This is a genomic window from Hydrosulfovibrio ferrireducens, from assembly GCF_046883345.1.
In the GTDB taxonomy this organism is placed as follows: Bacteria; Desulfobacterota; Desulfobulbia; order Desulfobulbales; family Desulfurivibrionaceae; genus Thiovibrio; species Thiovibrio ferrireducens.
Genome location: NZ_JALKCW010000004.1, coordinates 36,915 through 52,411 on the forward strand (window position 1 = coordinate 36,915; position 15,497 = coordinate 52,411).

Here is a 15,497-nt window from a genome sequence, read left to right on the forward strand (position 1 = left end):
ACATTTTTCATGGCCCTGGCCGTTTTTTGCCGTTTGCCGGGGGATAAAAGCGCCATTCCTTGTTGACGATAAGCCGAGCCCCGCGCCGGAAGTTGAAAAATGACCAGGCCCAGCGCATGGTCACGGAAAGACGGTTTTCAAAACCGATCAGATAGTAGATGTGGACAACAAGCCAGGTGGCCCAGGCAAAAAAACCGCCGAAACGGAGGCGGCCGATCTCGACGATCGCTTTGCTGCGGCCGATGGTGGCGAGTTGGCCCTTGTCGTGATATTGGAACGGCTGCCGCGTAAACCCTGCGATTTCGCGGAGAATGTTTTCGGCAATGGCGCGACCCTGTTGGAGCGCCACCGGAGCAAGTCCCGGCAGCGGAGTGGAGCGGCCGTGGGTAAAGCAAGCCTGGTCGCCTGCCGCAAAGACCTCGGGATGATTCGGAAGGCTGAGGTCTGGTTCCACCACGATGCGGCCCAGCCGATCGGTTGCCACCCCAAGTTGCCGGCCGAGGCTCGCAGCCGTGACACCGGCGGCCCAGAGAATGGTGGACGCCTCCACTCGCTCCCGTCCGACCTGAACGCCGTCGCGGTCCATGCCGGTAACCGGGCTGGAGGTCCAGACCTGCACGCCGAGCTGCTCCAGGTCGCGCGTCGCTTCGCCTGCCAGGGCATCTCCGAAGGAGGGCAGGATGCGCGGCCCGGCCTCGATGAGGATGATGCGAGCCAGCTTGGGGTTGATGTTGCGGAAGTCCTGCGCCAGGGTGTAGCGACTCATCTCGCCGATGGCGCCGGCCAGTTCCACGCCGGTGGGGCCGCCGCCGACGATGACGAAGGTGAGGTGCCGACGTTGTTCGCTCGGATTTGCCGTGCGCTCAGCCGCCTCGAAGGCGGTGAGCACCCGCCGTCGAATCTCGGTGGCCTGCTCGATGGTTTTGAGCCCCGGGGCAAACTCCTCCCACTCCTCATGGCCGAAATAGGAGTGGCGGGCGCCGCAAGCGAGGAGCAGGTAATCATAGGGCAGTGTGCACTCCTTGGCGACCATCTGGCGAGCGACCAGATCGATGGCTGTAACCTCGTCCTGCAGCACCGTGATATTGCGGTATTTGGCGAGGATGTGCCGGATCGGCGCCGCAATCTCCGCCGGACTCAGGGCAGCCATTGCCACTTGGTAGAGCAGGGGCTGGAAGAGATGATGGTTGTGGCGGTCCACCAGTGTGACCCGGACACCTGCCTGGTTGCCGAGCATCTTTGCGGCATTGAGGCCGGCAAAGCCGCCGCCGACAATGACGACATCTTTTGTGGGAGTTGTCATTTTTTATCTTTGGAAGTCGATCAACTTGAACAGGGTGAGCGTGACCTTGCCCTTGGTGCCGGGGGCATTGAGCAGGTGCCAGGCCGTGTACTGCTCGGCATAGAGGGTGGCGGAGGTCATGCCGTCGAGCGCCACCACCACTTGCAGGCCGCGCAGGGCTGCGCCGGTGGCGGTATGCAGCACCGCGCCTTCCGCCGCTGTGCCGACGATGACCACGGTTTTGATCGCCCGATCGCGCAGAATCTTTTCCAGCTTTGTATTATAAAATTTGTCCACCCCGGACTGGACGATGGGCGCATCCCCCACCGGCTGCACGCCGGGAAGGATGGTCTGCGGGCTGCCCTTGGAGGTAAGGCTGTAGACCACTCCCACGCCCTTGGCCTTTGCCTGTTCGAGAAAATCCTTGATCCGGGGGACCGAATCCGGGCAGCGGGGCCGGCGCTCGGCATTGCAGGTCCATTCCTCGATGTCGAGAATCAGCAGGGCGCTGCTTGTAGGGTCAAGGTGCACCGGTTGTACCGCCACCACCGGCGGGGGAGTGATCTCGCTCCAGATATCCAGGAGGTTTTTTTCCTCTGCCATGGCAAGTGTTGGTGGAAAGGGCAGGAGGCAAAGGAGAAGGGCGAGGAGCAGCAGGGGGATCAAGCGCATTCTGTTGTAATGTGTCATTTTTGCCTTTTCGTACAGGGGTATTTGGCTGGACGGATAATTCGGGTTACAATCGGCCGGGGCATTTATGCCACCCAAACATTCCAAAGGAGTATCCCATATTCCCTGGCTGATCGTCAACCCAAGGGAAAGAAGGGGGACCGTATTGCTGCAACACCTGCTGCGCGGCGCATCTTCCCGTGCCAAGTCCGCAAACGGTCATCCTCGACCGCCTGGGGATTATGCTTGTCAAGAAGCGACAAACAGGCTAAATATAACCGCTTTTCAACGATGTTTTTTGCGGCGCACCACTAAAATGGTGTAGATCCCAATCAAGGTGACGGGCCTGTGAAAGAAGTTCAGGATCATTACTTCAAAAAGGCCAAGAAGGAAGGCTATCCCGCCCGCTCGGTGTATAAGCTGGAGGAGGCCCAACTCAAGCACGGGCTGCTGAAAAAGGGCGACTCGGTGCTCGACTTGGGCTGTCAACCCGGCAGTTGGTCCATGTACGCGGCCCAGGCCGTTGGCCCGCAGGGGCTGGTGGTTGGGGTTGATCTCAACTTCGGGCAGATCAACACCAAGGGCCACAGCGGTAAGTTCACCTTTCTGCACGGCGACATCACTTCCGTCGAGGTGCTGGATAAGGTGCGCGATATCTGTCCGGAGTTCGCGGTGATCCTAAGCGACATGGCCCCGCGCACCACCGGTAACAAATGGGCGGATCAGCAGCATTCGCTGGATCTTTCCCGGCGGGTGCTGGAGATTGCCCTGGAGATGTTGCGTGTGGGCGGCAATTTTTATTGCAAGGTGTTTGAGGGCGAGGATTTCAAGGCTTTTGTGGATGAGGTCCGCCCCCATTTCAATCTGACTAAGATAGTGAAGCCGAAAAGCTCCCGTCCGGAAAGCCGCGAGGTCTTTGTGCTGGGGATGGGATTTAAGAAAATGCAGAGTGAAGAATGAAAAATGCAGAGTGAGCAGCTTATGGAGTCTGGAAGGGACATCCATGGTGTTCTCTGCTGACCAGGGTCACATCCCACTTTTCATTTTTCACTTTTAATTTTTAATTTTCAGGAGAAAAATTATGTCCGGACATTCAAAATGGGCTAATACCAAACATCGCAAAGGCGCGCAGGACGCCAAGCGCGGCAAGATGTTCACCAAGCTTGCCAAGGAAATTGCCGTGGCTGCCCGCATGGGCGGCGGCGATCCCGAGGCCAATCCTCGTCTGCGCGCTGGCATTATCTCGGCTCGGGCCGTGAACATGCCCAAGGATAATATCGACCGGGCCATCAAGAAGGGTATCGGCGGGTTGGAAGGGGCAAACTACGAGGAGATCACCTACGAAGGCTACGGTCCCGGCGGGGTGGCGGTGCTTGTTGATTGCCTCACCGACAACCGGAACCGGACCGTGGGCGAGGTGCGCTTCTTCTTCGGCAAGTCCGGCGGCAACATGGGCGAGACCGGCTGCGTTTCCTACATGTTTGACAAGAAAGGCTCCATCGTTGTGGAAAAGGGAGCGATGGACGAAGAAAAGCTGCTGGAACTGGCCCTGGAGGCCGGAGCCGAGGATGTGATCGAGGATGGCGATATCTTCGAGGTGCTGACCGCGCCCGAGGATTTCAACACGGTGCGGGAGGCGCTGGAAAAGGCGGGTGTCGCTTTTGTCGAGGCCTCCATCTCCATGGTTCCCAAGAACACCGTTGAGGTGGCCGAGGAGAAGACTGCCATTTCATTGATGAAGCTCATTGATAACCTGGAGGATTTCGACGACGTGCAGAAGGTGCATGCCAACTTCGATATCCCCGATGAACTGATGGAAAAGATTTCCTAGCATATGATCCCGGGCAAAGCCAAGGCAGGGGGCCAACCCGTCCGCATCCTCGGGATCGATCCCGGTTCGCGCGCCACCGGCTACGGGGTGATCGATTGCCAGGGCCACGCCTTGACCTTTGTCACCTGCGGAGTGATCCGGACCTCGGAAAAAAAGCCGTTTCCCGAGCGGCTTGAAGAGATCTACGACGGCATCCGCGAGGTTATTGCTGCTTACAAACCGCAACTGGCAGGGATAGAGGATATCTTCACCGCCATCAATCCCCGCTCGGCCTTAAAGCTCGGTCATGCCAGGGGGGTGTTGATCCTGGCCGCCAGGCAGCATGGGTTGCTTCTGGAGGAGTACAGCCCCACCGTGGTGAAACAAGCGGTGGCCGGATATGGCCAGGCCCCGAAAGAGCAGGTGCAGCACATGGTCCGGGTTCTGCTCAAGCTTGTCGCCTCGCCCAGCCAGGACGCGGCCGACGCCCTGGCCGTGGCCATCTGCCGGGCCAACCATAGGTAAACGTCCACCAGCACCCCATCTGCTTTGTCATCGGCCTGCTCATGTGCAATAGCACACTTCGCAGACCTCTTTCGCGCATCTGTGGCGCTGGTGAACGTTTACCTGTGAAAATTGATTAAGCGAATCGGTCCGTTTTGCTGACTGGTTATGTAGCTCACAGGCTTTTTGCTTCTCTTCTTGTCAAAATTCTTCCATAATAGACCCCATTATGATTGTTGAAATCGCAAAAAAACTGCGATTACAACGGTTATTTTTTGGGAACTGTTTTATCCTGTGTTACGGACCTGCGCGGATGGGCCAAGCCCATCCGCTGACCTTTTTCTTTTTTACGAGCGCGACATGATTGCCTGCCTGCGAGGAATGCTGTTTAAAAAACTACCCGAATCCCTCATCATCGACGTGGGCGGGGTGGGGTACGAGGTTTTCTTCCCCCAGAGCGGGCAGGCACGGTTGCCGGGGGTGGGGGAGGAGGTTTTTCTCCACATCCAGACGGTGGTGCGCGAGGACGCCTTCAACCTCTTTGGCTTTCTCGAGCCCATGGAAAAGGAGATGTTCCAGTTGCTGAACACCGTTTCCGGGATTGGGCCCAAGCTGGCCATGCATATCCTGGCCGGAATCTCGCCGGCGGATTTGGCCCGCGCCATCCTGCACGACGATCTTGCCCGCCTCACCCGGCTGCCCGGGGTGGGCAAGAAAACCGCGGAGCGGCTCTGCCTGGAATTGAAAGACAAGGTGCAGTTCGTGCCCGAGGCCCTGTCCGCCTCTTCTCCCGCCCTTACCCTGCCGGGAGAGGACGAGCGGGTGCATGATGCGATTTCCGCCTTGCTCAATCTCGGCTATCCCGCAGCCCGGGCCAGGGAGGCGCTGGCTTTGGTGCGGCAGCAGGCCGGGGCAGAGGGCTTTGCTGCCCTGCGGCTTGAAGAATTGCTCCGGCAAACCTTGAGGGTCCTGGTGTGAATCACGAAGAACGATTGGTTTCCCCGGTGGCCGAGCAGATCGAGCCGGTTGATCATGCGCTGCGGCCCAAACTGCTTGACCAGTACATCGGTCAGGAGCAGCTCAAAAGCAATCTCTCCATCGCGATCAAGGCCGCGCAGGCCAGGGGCGAGGCCTTGGACCATGTGCTCTTCCATGGCTTCCCAGGTCTGGGTAAGACCACCCTCGCCTACGTCATTGCCAACGAGATGGGCGCCAACATCCGGGTTACCTCCGGTCCGGTGATCGAGCGGCCCGGCGATCTGGCCGCCATCCTCACCAGTCTCCAGGAAGGCGATGTGCTCTTCATCGACGAGATCCACCGCCTCAACCATGTGGTGGAGGAGATTCTTTACCCGGCCATGGAGGATTATCAGTTGGATCTGGTCATCGGCCAGGGGCCCGGCGCGCGCAGCGTCAAGATGGACCTGCCGCGCTTTACCCTGGTGGGGGCGACAACCCGCACCGGCCTGTTGACCCCGCCGTTGCGGGACCGCTTCGGCATGGTGCTGCGTCTTGATTTTTATACCCCGGACGAGCTGGTGACCATTGTCAAACGCTCGGCTTCCCTGCTGGGGGTGCCCATGGATGAGGGCGGCGCTCTGGAGATCGGCCGCCGTTCCCGGGGCACCCCCAGAATAGCCAACCGGCTGCTCAAACGGCTGCGGGATTTCGCCGAGGTCAAGGCCCAGGGCAGCATCACGGCCAAGGTGGCGGACGAGGCGTTGACCATGCTGGGCGTGGACCAGGAAGGGCTCGACGAGATGGACCGGCGTATTTTGCTCACCATCATCGACAAGTTCCAGGGCGGTCCCATCGGGTTGGAAACCCTGGCCACCATGGCCTGCGAGGAGAAGACCACCTTGGAGGATGTCTACGAGCCCTTTCTCATTCAAATGGGCCTCTTGATGCGCACCCCCAGGGGCAGAATGGCGACCCAGGCGGCGTATGCCCATTTCGGCAGGCCTTTTACCCGCAGACAGGATGCGGATCCGTGTAGCGGCGAAGCAGCCACGCTGCCTTTTTAGGGGCAGGGACGGGAAACAAAGAAGGGGAACGTATGATCGGAAAAAAAATAACAGTTCGTGATATCATCGACATGAAGAGCGCGGCTGATAAAATCGTCATGCTGACGGCCTATGATGCCGGATTTGGCCGTTTTTTGGATCGCAATGGGGTCGAAATCGTCCTGGTCGGTGATTCCCTGGGCATGGTGGTCCTTGGCTACGAGTCCACGGTGCCGGTGACCATGGAGGAGATGCTGCATCATTCCCGGGCGGTAAAGCACGGGGTGGAACGGGCCCTGCTGGTGAGCGACATGCCCTTTCTCTCCTACCAAGTCGATGTCGGTTCGGCCATTGCCAATGGTGGCCGTTTCCTTAAGGAAGCGGGTTGCGACGCGGTAAAGGTCGAGGGCGGCCTGGAGATCTGCGAGACCGTGGCCGCCATGGTGCGGGCCGGAATCCCGGTGATGGGCCATATCGGCCTGACCCCGCAGACCGCCGGAGCGCTGGGCGGTTACAAGGTGCAGGGGAAGGACGGAGAATCGGCCGGGCGTTTGTTGGCCGAGGCCAAGGGGCTGGCTGAGGCCGGGGCCTTCGCCCTGGTGCTGGAGTGCATCCCCGACAAGCTGGCCGGGGTCATCACCGCAAGCATCGGTATCCCCACCATCGGCATCGGCGCCGGACCGCAGTGCGACGGCCAGGTGCTGGTGAGCCACGATCTCTTGGGCATGTTCGAGAAATTCGTGCCCAGTTTCGTGAAGCGGTACGCGGATCTGGCCCCCCAGATCGCGGGGGGTATCGCCGCGTTCCGCGACGAGGTCAAGTCTGGCGCGTATCCGGACGCGGAACACAGCTTTGTCATGCAGGGTGAGGTGGCGGATTTGCTCAACCAGGGCCAGGGATGACCTGGTTTTTTGCCGATATTTTCGGCCTGTTTTTAGAGTTACTATTTGACGGGGTGGGGTGCGAATATGACGGATTCTTTAAATCGTAGGCAATCGGTTCGGGTCACGGACAGGGTGATGTTGGCGGTTCATCCGGTTTCCGCGGAAAAAATACAGGCTGTTTCCAGGGATTTTCAGCAGGGAATCTCGCCTTACAATCAGGAAGGCCTTACCGATATCCAGATGTTCATCGGCGCCCAGAGCGCTTTGGCCAAACTGCGGGAGCGGGATGCGGATCTGGCTGATTTTTTGCAGCATCTGGACAACAAGATGAACATGATGCTGAAGCAGGTAAAAGGGGGAGAGAGCCCCCTGGATGCCCTGGTCATGCGCAAGGCCAATATCAGCGCCAACGGCATTGCTTTTTACACGGATTCTCCTTTACGGTTGGACGAGATCGTGGAGATCCATGTCGTTCTGCTTCCGGCCTACATCTATGTGTATTCCTTCGGCAAGGTCATTGCCTGTGATCCGGCCCCGGAGGAAGAAGAGTCCGGCTGCAAATTTCGGGTCGCCCTGGAGTTTGTTTTCCTGCTTGATGAAGACCGGGAAAAGATCATCCAGCATACTTTCAAGCAACAAAGCTTGGCCCTGCGCAACCGCAGGCTCAATCCCTGATGGCGTCGCAGGCTCGTGTACCAGCATCTGACGATTTTTGCTTAGCCATCCCCAACGTTGAGTGTTTTCTGAACCATGCGCGAGATTAACAGCAGCGAGATCCGCCAGGCCGTCCGCGACCTGGCCATTGCCGCAGCCCATGACCTGGAGCCTGATATTCTGGAGGCCCTGCTTGCCGCGCGGGACCGGGAAACCGGGGAACTTGCCGGGAATATCCTGGAGGTTCTCGTCGCCAACGCAAATATCGCCAGCCGGGATCGGATTCCGGTGTGCCAGGACACCGGCACCGGCATCCTTTTCCTTGAGCTCGGCCAGGAAGTCCACATTCGCGGCGACCTGCAGGAGGCGTTGCAGGAGGGGGTACGGCTTGGTTATGAAGAGGGGTATCTGCGCAAATCGGTGTGCGACCCCCTGACCCGCAAGAATACCGGGACCAATACCCCGGCCGTGGTCCATATCGAATTGGCTCCGGGCGACCGGATTACCATCCGTTTTCTGCCCAAGGGGTGCGGCAGCGAGAACATGAGCAGTCTGGTTATGCTGCCGCCTGCCGCCGGAACGGAAGGGGTGGTTCGCCATGTGATCGACCGGGTGTTGGCTGCGGGCTCGAACCCCTGTCCGCCGATGATTGTCGGGGTTGGTTTGGGCGGTTCTTTTGAAAAGGCGGCCCTGCTGGCAAAAAAGGCCCTGCTGCGGCCGGTTGGCGAAAAAAGTGGGCGCGAGGATGTGGCTGTGCTTGAAGAGCGGCTGTTGCGGGAGATCAATGATCAGGGCCAGGGGGTTCACGGTTTTGGCGGGATCACCACGGCCCTGGCCGTGCATATGGAGGTTTTTCCCTGCCATATCGCCAGTCTGCCGGTGGGAATCAATATCCAGTGCCATGCCCATCGGCATAAGGAAATTGTCTTGTGAAAACGGAATCTGCTTTTTTTGAGAATCTCCTCGAGGTCGCTCTGCCCTTTACCCCCGAGGTCCTGGCCTCGCTTAAGGCCGGCCAATTGGTAAGCCTGAGCGGGACGCTGTACACCGGCCGGGATCAGACCCATCGCCGGCTCTGCGCCCTGCTGGATGAGGGAAAGGATTTGCCGGTGGATCTTGCCGGTCAGCTTCTTTACTATGTTGGTCCGAGTCCGGCCCGGCCGGGGCGGGTAATCGGCGCGGCCGGGCCCACCACCAGCTATCGGATGGACAGCTACACTCCGCGCCTGCTCGCTTTGGGGTTAGCTGCGACCATGGGCAAGGGCGCCCGTTGTGCCGAGGTGCGTCAGGCCATGCTTGAGCATGGCGCGGTCTATCTTGCTGCCATTGGCGGGGCCGGGGCGTTTTTGTCCAAATGTATCAAAAAAGCCGAACTGGTTGCCTTTGCTGATGCGGGGCCGGAAGCCCTGTTCCGGTTCGAGGTGGAAAAATTCCCGGCCGTGGTGATCAACGACCTGGAGGGGCGTGATTACTATGCGTTGGTTGCCGCGGCAAGCCGTTGTGGAAAATGACCGGACCATTTCCGCAGGCAAGGCGGCTGCGTCGCTAATAAAAAAAGGAGAGGGCTGAGCCTCTCCTTTTTTTATGGTCAATGGTCAGCCATCAAGGCTGAGTCATCTGGTTTCTTCGTCTTTACTTCTTGCCGAAAACGTTCAAGCCTTTGAGCAGCGTGAGCGCGGTGCTTAACTGCTGATCCTTGCTTATGTCCTCAGCCTCTTGCTTTTCCTTGCTTACCGGGGTTTTCACCTTGGTTTTCGGCTTTTCCTCGGGTTTGGGCTTCTCCTCTTTCTGGGTGACATCGTCATTCAGGCCATTGCCGATGTGATGCTTCAGATCTTTTTCCCGCAGGTATTTCGGTTTTTTCTCCTGCTCATCATCTTTTTCATCCTGTTCGACGGTAAGCGATGCGGGAGAAGGGACAATGATATCCGGAGTAATACCCGTTGCCTGAATGGAGCGGCCGCTGGGGGTATAGTATCTGGCCGTGGTCAATCGAAGACCTGCCCCGCTGTCCATGGGGATGATGGTCTGTACCGAGCCCTTGCCAAAGGTCTGGGCGCCGATGATTACCGCTTTTTTGTGATCCTGCAAGGCGCCGGCCACGATCTCCGAGGCGCTGGCGCTGCCTTCGTTCACCAGCACCACCACGGGAAATTTATACTTGGCGTTGTTGTCGCGGGCGTAGAACATGGAGTTTTGCTCCTTGATCCTTCCCTTGGTGGAAACAATCACGCCCTCGTCGATGAAGATGTCGGCAATCTTCACGGACTGGTCAAGAAGGCCGCCCGGGTTATTGCGAAGATCCACGATAAGCCCTTTTATCTTTCCTTGCTTTTCCAGGTCGGAGAGCGCCTTTTTGAAATCAGTCGTGGTCTGCGCCTGGAAGTTGATGATGCGGATGTAAGGGTATCCCGGCTCCAGCAGTTTCGATTTTACGCTGTGGATGGGAATGATGTCGCGGATTAGCGTGATTTCCTTGAGGTCGGGCCAGCCCTTGCGATGAATGGAGATGGTCACTTCCGAGCCTTTGGGGCCGCGCAGCCGCTTTACCGCCTCCATGAGACTCATGTCCTGGGTCGGTTCCTCGCCGATCTTGACGATCTTGTCTCCCGCCTTGAGCCCTTTGGCAAAGGCCGGGGTTCCTTCGATGGGAGAGACAACCGTGAGGATGTTGTCCTTCATCGTTATTTCAATGCCGATGCCGGTGAAGCTGCCTTGGGTTTCGACCTGCAATTCTTTAAAGTCTTCGGGCTTCATATACGAAGAATGGGGATCCAGGGTGGTGAGCATGCCCTTGATCGCCCCTTCAATGGCTTTCTGGCTGTCCACTTCCTCGACATAATTTTCTTGAACCAGGCTGAGTATCTTGGAAAAGGCCTCAAGGCTTTCGTAAGTGTCCTGGGTTGTGGCGGTGACTGTTGAGTAATTCCAGGCCAGCAGAGAACCGGCCAGGACACAGAGGGAGACCGCAATGTTTTTGATAACTGACCGTTTTGTCGAGCTTTTCATGGGTGGTCCTTAACCGGAAAATTCCAAAGTGGTGTTTGATTGTTATGTGCGATGGTGACACGAACTTGTATGTTAGCAGGTTTTATGCCGGAAAACAATGATTTATCTTGATTGTTAGGCGAATATCACCGTGGTGTTTTGGAGGTTGCCTTGATGGTCAGTTTGCCGTTGTTTATCCACTGCAGGGGATTTTCCGGCTTGGTCCCGTGGCGGATCTCGAAATGCAGCCCCTCGCCAAGCAATCCTTCCTGGTCGCTCATGACCCCAACCACTTCACCCTTGGTAACCGTGTCGCCCTCTTCCTTGAAGAATTTCGCCGCCCGGGAAACAAGGCTGAGATATTGCTGGCCGTGGTCAATGATGAGCAGGTTGCCGTAGCCGCGCAGGAATTTGGCGTAGATTACCTTGCCGTCGTAGATGGCGGTGATTTCGGTGCCAGGCGCTGTCTTGATGTCGATGCCGTTGGCAAAGGTGGTGATGCCGAATTTTTTCTGGACGCTCTTGCCGAACAGCGTTGTCACCGTGCCCGGTACCGGCGGGGGGAGACGGCCTTTCTGGGTGGCAAAGCCTTTGGTGTTCGAAGGGGTTGGCTTCCGGACGGTTTTCTGGCCGGATTCCTTGGCGCGAACTTCCTTCTGGCGGGCCTCTTTGGCTGCTTCGGCCTTGAGCAGCTCAAGGGTGTTGGTCAGCCTGTCCGCGGCGCCTTCGAGTTCTTGCAGCGCCAGTTGGTACAGTTTTTTCTCGGTTTTTACCTTTTGCAGCAACCGCATGCGCTCATTGCGGGTGGTGGCCAGTTGTTCTTCCTGTCCCTTGACCTTGGTGATGGTTTCAAGCAGAGCCTGTTTTTCCTGCTGCAGGCCGAGCCGCGTTTTTTCCAGGGTCTCGACTTTTTCCCGGTATTGGCGGATGACTTCCTGGTCGCGCTTGAGCAACGCATCGAAATACTCGCGAAAGGCAAGAAGATCCGGCAGTTTGCTGGTGGAAAAGAGGACATTCATCATGCCGATCTCACCCATCCGGTAAAAGGAATTGAGGCGTTTTTTGATATGAACCTTTGCCTGCTCCTTGGCGGTTATGGCCTGGGCGGCTTCGCTCTGTTTTTGTGCGATCTGCTCCTCGTGTTTGTTCAGATCTTTCTTGAGATGGCTCAACTTGTCGCCTTCGCTTTGGATGTGGCCATTTAAGCGCTCAAGCTCGGTGAGAAGGGAGTTTTCTTTTTTATTGGTGGTCTGCACCCGGGATTTTTGGTCTTCGATGCCTTTCTTCAGGCGCTGGATCCTTTTTTGTTCCTCAAGGATCTTGGCGTTTACCGGAGCCGGTTCCGCGGCGAAACATGGGCGCTGGCCGCCCAGGCAAATGGCAAGGAGCAGCACGCAGAGGGAGAAGTATGGGCGGCGAAAAATGGAAGTCATGCGTCAGATGCGGATAAATCTGCGGATTGAAAAAAGACTGCCGCCCGTGCAAAGAACGACGCTGGCCAGCAGGATCGCGGCGGTGAGCTCCGGGGGGAAGAAAGCGAAGTCGAAAAGGTTGAGAAATCCCGGGCCGCTGAAACGGCTGGCAATCCATTGATAGAGGAGGTACAGCGCTCCAAGCCCCAGGCTTGAGCCTAAAAACCCCTGCAGCATGCCTTCGAGCAGGAGCGGCAGGCGGATATAGGCGCTGGTGGCGCCAAGCAGCCTGAGGATCTCAAGCTCGCCCTGCCTGGATACCACGGTGAGGCGAAGGGTGTATGAAATGATAAAGGTCATGCTGATAATGAGCAGGACCCCGCTTAACAGGACGACGACCTGAAGAAGGTTGGTGAAATCGCCGAAACGACGGAGCCAGTCGCTGCCGGACTGGACTTTGGCCGCGTGGGGCAAGGTCAGGAGGAAGTCGGAAAACTGGCTGATTTTGGTGAGGTCTTGGAGGTTCTTGAGGGGGTACACCTCGATGGAAGGCGGCAGAAAATCGGGGCCAAGGTCGTTGAGAACATCCTTTTCTTTATCGAGTTGGGCGCTGAGCCGGGAAAATGCCTCGGTGCGGGAGACAAAAATAATTTTTTCCACCGGGCCGAAATCGCGGATCTTTTTTTCGATTTCCGGCCGTTTCTGTTCGGGAATCTCCTGGTCCAGATAGACAATGAGGCGGAGATCGTCGCCCAATCGGGCGCTGGCCCGGAGCATGTTGGTGTAAATAAGAAAGAAAAAGGCAAAGAGCAGCACGGAGAGGGTCACGGTCAGCAGGGTCATGACCTGCGTTCCCCAGGTTTGCCGGAGGTTTTTTCCTGTTTGGCGCACAATGTAGGCCAGAAAATGCATCGTCTGGTGCTCCTTGGAAGGGAAAGCGGTTTCGTCCGTAAGGCTGGATTCTCGCGGCGGTTACGCTTCAAAAAGTTCGATTTGCCGCGGCGCACGGTTGGGGTGGGCTGACAGATGCCCCTTGCGGAGATCCATAACCCGGTGCTCGGTTTCCGCGTAGATCGACTTGTCATGGGTGGCGACAACGATGGTCGAGCCATTTTTTTCGTTCAGGTGGCGAAAGAGATTGATGACCAGCTCCGTCGCGGCTGGGTCAAGGTTGCCGGTCGGTTCGTCGGCCAGCAGCAGGCTCGGTCCGTTGGCAGCGGCCCGGGCCAGGGCCACTCGTTGCTGTTCTCCGCGGGAGAGTTCGCCCGTGAGTTTGTCCCGTTTGTCGGAGAGGTTGAGCAGGGCCAGCAGCTCATCGACCCTGGCGTGGATCGCCTTGGTGCTTGCGTACGTCACCTCCATGGCCATGGCAATGTTCTGGAGAACGGTTTGTTTCTCCAGCAGCCGGAAATCCTGATAGGCGATGCCGATTTTTTGACGCATGCGCTGGATGCCTGCGGGGCTGATCCGGGAAAGGTCGCGGCCGGCCACCTCAATGAGGCCCCGGGTGGGAGTTTCAAGGCGGCAGATCAGCTTGATCAGGGTTGTTTTTCCCGCGCCGCTCATGCCGGTGAGAAAAAAGATTTCTCCCTTGTAAATCCGCAGGGAAACGTCTTCCAGGGCGACAATGTCGGGAGGGTAGATCTTGGCGACGTTCACCAGTTCGACCAGGGGTTTGTCAGTGCTTGCGTCTCTCGGCATGTGAAAAACCTTTTTTGATCCGACGGGGGAGACCCTCCGGATGACGGCTAGGCCATAATAATACATAACAATTCAATAATTATTGATAAAATATAGCATGTGAAAAAAAATTGACACTTTTTTTCTGAATAATGTATACAAAAGAACATAAGCTCTGAAATTTATTAAAAGAAAACGATAAATTCATGAAGGTGGTATGACGCACAATCCCCTGCTCCTCCTGCTTCTTGACTCTTCCGGCCGTTCTTCCGAGCTGGCCAAGGCTCTTCAGGGAAAAGCGCTGCCCCTGATCATTCTCCGCTCCGAGGCGGAAGCCCGGCGCTGGCTTGAGGCAAATCAGTGCCAGGCGATTCTTTTGGCGGTCTCTTCGCTTCAGCCCCATGGTGTTTTCCTTGCCGAACTCCAGGAGCTGGCCTCCCAGGCGGCGATTCTCGTGGCGGCAAGCACGCCGTCGGTCAATGACGCGGTTGCCGCCTTGCAGGCAGGAGCTGTCGATTATCTTGAAGCGCCGGTGAGCGAAAGTCGCCTTGACGAAGCCCTTGATAAGGCCGGGGTAAGCCGCCTGCTTCCTCCGGCCGCTCAGTCCCAGGCAAAAATCCAGAAAGGCTGCGCCGCCATTATCGGTACCAGCAGCGCCATGCGGCATGTCTTTTCCCTGATCAATAAAGTCTGCGATGCGGAAACCACCGTTTTGGTGCGGGGCGAATCCGGCACCGGCAAAGAACTCATCGCCCAGGCCCTCCATTATGAGGGGGTGCGCGGCACCGGTCCTTTTGTCCCGGTAAATTGCGGGGCCATCCCTGGAGAGTTGCTGGAAAGCGAGTTGTTCGGCCATGAAAAAGGGGCGTTTACCCACGCGATCCGGACCCGGCTTGGGCGCTTTGAACTGGCCAACGGGGGCACGGTTTTTCTCGATGAGATCTCGGAGATGAGTCCCATGCTCCAGGTGAAACTGCTGCGTGTTCTCCAGGAAAAAGAATTTGAGCGGATCGGCGGCACCAAGACCATCAGCTCGGATTTCCGGGTGGTTGCCGCGACCAACAGGGATCTTGAGCAGGAGGTCGAGGCCGGACGTTTCCGGGAAGATCTCTATTACCGCCTCAATGTAATTCCCATCGAAGCGCCCCCCCTGCGGGAGCGGCGCCAGGATATTCCCCTGCTGGTCGAACATTTCGTGGCCAGGTTCAACCGGCTTCGGAAGAAAAAAATCAAAGGGGTGTCCGACGAGGTCATGGCCAGGCTTGCGCGCTACGCATGGCCGGGCAATGTCCGGGAGCTTGAAAACATGCTGGAGCGCATGGTGATCCTCGCCGGCGGTGATGTGCTTTCCGTGGCTGATCTGCCGGAACGGTTGCTTGAGGCCGGGGCCGCTCCGGTTGAGCGGCTCGAAGCGCTTCCCGAGCAGGGCTTTTTCTTAAATGAGGTGTTGTCTGATTTTGAGAAACGCTTGATCCTGCAAGCCCTTGAGCAGACCGACTGGGTCAAGAACAGGGCCGCCAAGCTGTTGAATGTGAACCGGACTACCCTTATTGAGAAGATGAAACGATTCAAGTTGGTTTCCTCTTCTGCCGAGGCGTAGGAAAAGGGTGC

Annotated in this window: 16 protein-coding genes; 10 read left to right on the forward strand and 6 right to left on the reverse strand. The window is 57.6% G+C overall.

The window, feature by feature from the left end:
* Nucleotides 1–7: 7 nt before the first annotated feature.
* Nucleotides 8–1,303: an NAD(P)/FAD-dependent oxidoreductase gene (locus MWR57_RS00770; RefSeq protein ID WP_423122870.1), complete on the reverse strand. Its 1,296-nt coding sequence runs from the start codon at nucleotides 1,301–1,303 to the stop codon at nucleotides 8–10.
* A gap of 3 nt (nucleotides 1,304–1,306) precedes the next feature.
* Nucleotides 1,307–1,972 (reverse strand): isochorismatase family protein, encoded by a 666-nt coding sequence (locus tag MWR57_RS00775; RefSeq protein WP_423122871.1) that lies wholly within the window; start codon nucleotides 1,970–1,972, stop codon nucleotides 1,307–1,309.
* A gap of 327 nt (nucleotides 1,973–2,299) precedes the next feature.
* On the opposite strand from MWR57_RS00775, the gene MWR57_RS00780 reads away from it, so the two are divergent.
* The 9 genes from MWR57_RS00780 to MWR57_RS00820 all read left to right on the forward strand — a co-directional run bounded on the left by MWR57_RS00780 (nucleotide 2,300) and on the right by MWR57_RS00820 (nucleotide 9,317).
* A complete protein-coding gene (locus tag MWR57_RS00780) occupies nucleotides 2,300–2,911 on the forward strand; it encodes an RlmE family RNA methyltransferase (protein WP_423122872.1) in 612 nt (203 codons plus the stop codon).
* A 121-nt stretch (nucleotides 2,912–3,032) separates the two neighbouring features.
* Nucleotides 3,033–3,782, forward strand: a complete 750-nt coding sequence (locus MWR57_RS00785) for a YebC/PmpR family DNA-binding transcriptional regulator (RefSeq protein ID WP_423122873.1) — start codon at nucleotides 3,033–3,035, stop codon at nucleotides 3,780–3,782.
* A gap of 3 nt (nucleotides 3,783–3,785) precedes the next feature.
* Nucleotides 3,786–4,286, forward strand: coding sequence for a crossover junction endodeoxyribonuclease RuvC (gene ruvC / locus MWR57_RS00790; protein WP_423122874.1), 501 nt, complete (start codon nucleotides 3,786–3,788; stop codon nucleotides 4,284–4,286).
* A gap of 339 nt (nucleotides 4,287–4,625) precedes the next feature.
* Nucleotides 4,626–5,243 (forward strand): Holliday junction branch migration protein RuvA, encoded by a 618-nt coding sequence (ruvA, locus tag MWR57_RS00795; protein WP_423122875.1) that lies wholly within the window; start codon nucleotides 4,626–4,628, stop codon nucleotides 5,241–5,243.
* Nucleotides 5,240–6,289, forward strand: coding sequence for a Holliday junction branch migration DNA helicase RuvB (gene ruvB, locus MWR57_RS00800; protein ID WP_423122876.1), 1,050 nt, complete (start codon nucleotides 5,240–5,242; stop codon nucleotides 6,287–6,289). The genes ruvA and ruvB overlap by 4 nt, the downstream gene beginning before the upstream one ends.
* A 32-nt stretch (nucleotides 6,290–6,321) precedes the next feature.
* Nucleotides 6,322–7,170, forward strand: coding sequence for a 3-methyl-2-oxobutanoate hydroxymethyltransferase (gene panB, locus MWR57_RS00805; RefSeq protein WP_423122877.1), 849 nt, complete (start codon nucleotides 6,322–6,324; stop codon nucleotides 7,168–7,170).
* A gap of 66 nt (nucleotides 7,171–7,236) precedes the next feature.
* Nucleotides 7,237–7,827 (forward strand): PilZ domain-containing protein, encoded by a 591-nt coding sequence (locus tag MWR57_RS00810; protein WP_423122878.1) that lies wholly within the window; start codon nucleotides 7,237–7,239, stop codon nucleotides 7,825–7,827.
* A 75-nt stretch (nucleotides 7,828–7,902) separates the two neighbouring features.
* The gene (locus MWR57_RS00815; RefSeq protein WP_423122879.1) at nucleotides 7,903–8,739 is read left to right on the forward strand and encodes a fumarate hydratase; all 837 of its coding nucleotides are present in this window, start codon (nucleotides 7,903–7,905) and stop codon (nucleotides 8,737–8,739) included.
* On the forward strand, nucleotides 8,736–9,317 hold the full coding sequence (locus MWR57_RS00820) for a FumA C-terminus/TtdB family hydratase beta subunit (protein WP_423122880.1): 582 nt from the start codon (nucleotides 8,736–8,738) through the stop codon (nucleotides 9,315–9,317). The genes MWR57_RS00815 and MWR57_RS00820 overlap by 4 nt, the downstream gene beginning before the upstream one ends.
* 121 nt (nucleotides 9,318–9,438) lie before the next feature.
* Here MWR57_RS00820 and MWR57_RS00825 read toward each other — a convergent pair whose 3' ends face one another.
* The 4 genes from MWR57_RS00825 to MWR57_RS00840 all read right to left on the reverse strand — a co-directional run bounded on the left by MWR57_RS00825 (nucleotide 9,439) and on the right by MWR57_RS00840 (nucleotide 13,907).
* Nucleotides 9,439–10,815 carry a S41 family peptidase gene (locus MWR57_RS00825; protein ID WP_423122881.1) on the reverse strand — a complete coding sequence of 459 codons (1,377 nt, stop codon included), beginning with the start codon at nucleotides 10,813–10,815 and terminating at the stop codon, nucleotides 9,439–9,441.
* A gap of 125 nt (nucleotides 10,816–10,940) precedes the next feature.
* Nucleotides 10,941–12,227, reverse strand: a complete 1,287-nt coding sequence (locus MWR57_RS00830; RefSeq protein WP_423122882.1) for a murein hydrolase activator EnvC family protein — start codon at nucleotides 12,225–12,227, stop codon at nucleotides 10,941–10,943.
* 3 nt (nucleotides 12,228–12,230) lie between these two features.
* Nucleotides 12,231–13,118, reverse strand: coding sequence for a cell division protein FtsX (locus MWR57_RS00835; protein WP_423122883.1), 888 nt, complete (start codon nucleotides 13,116–13,118; stop codon nucleotides 12,231–12,233).
* A gap of 60 nt (nucleotides 13,119–13,178) precedes the next feature.
* The gene (locus tag MWR57_RS00840; protein WP_423122884.1) at nucleotides 13,179–13,907 is read right to left on the reverse strand and encodes a cell division ATP-binding protein FtsE; all 729 of its coding nucleotides are present in this window, start codon (nucleotides 13,905–13,907) and stop codon (nucleotides 13,179–13,181) included.
* 196 nt (nucleotides 13,908–14,103) lie between these two features.
* Here MWR57_RS00840 and MWR57_RS00845 point away from each other — a divergent pair, with 196 nt between their 5' ends.
* Nucleotides 14,104–15,486, forward strand: coding sequence for a sigma-54-dependent transcriptional regulator (locus tag MWR57_RS00845; protein ID WP_423122885.1), 1,383 nt, complete (start codon nucleotides 14,104–14,106; stop codon nucleotides 15,484–15,486).
* Nucleotides 15,487–15,497 lie beyond the last annotated feature (11 nt).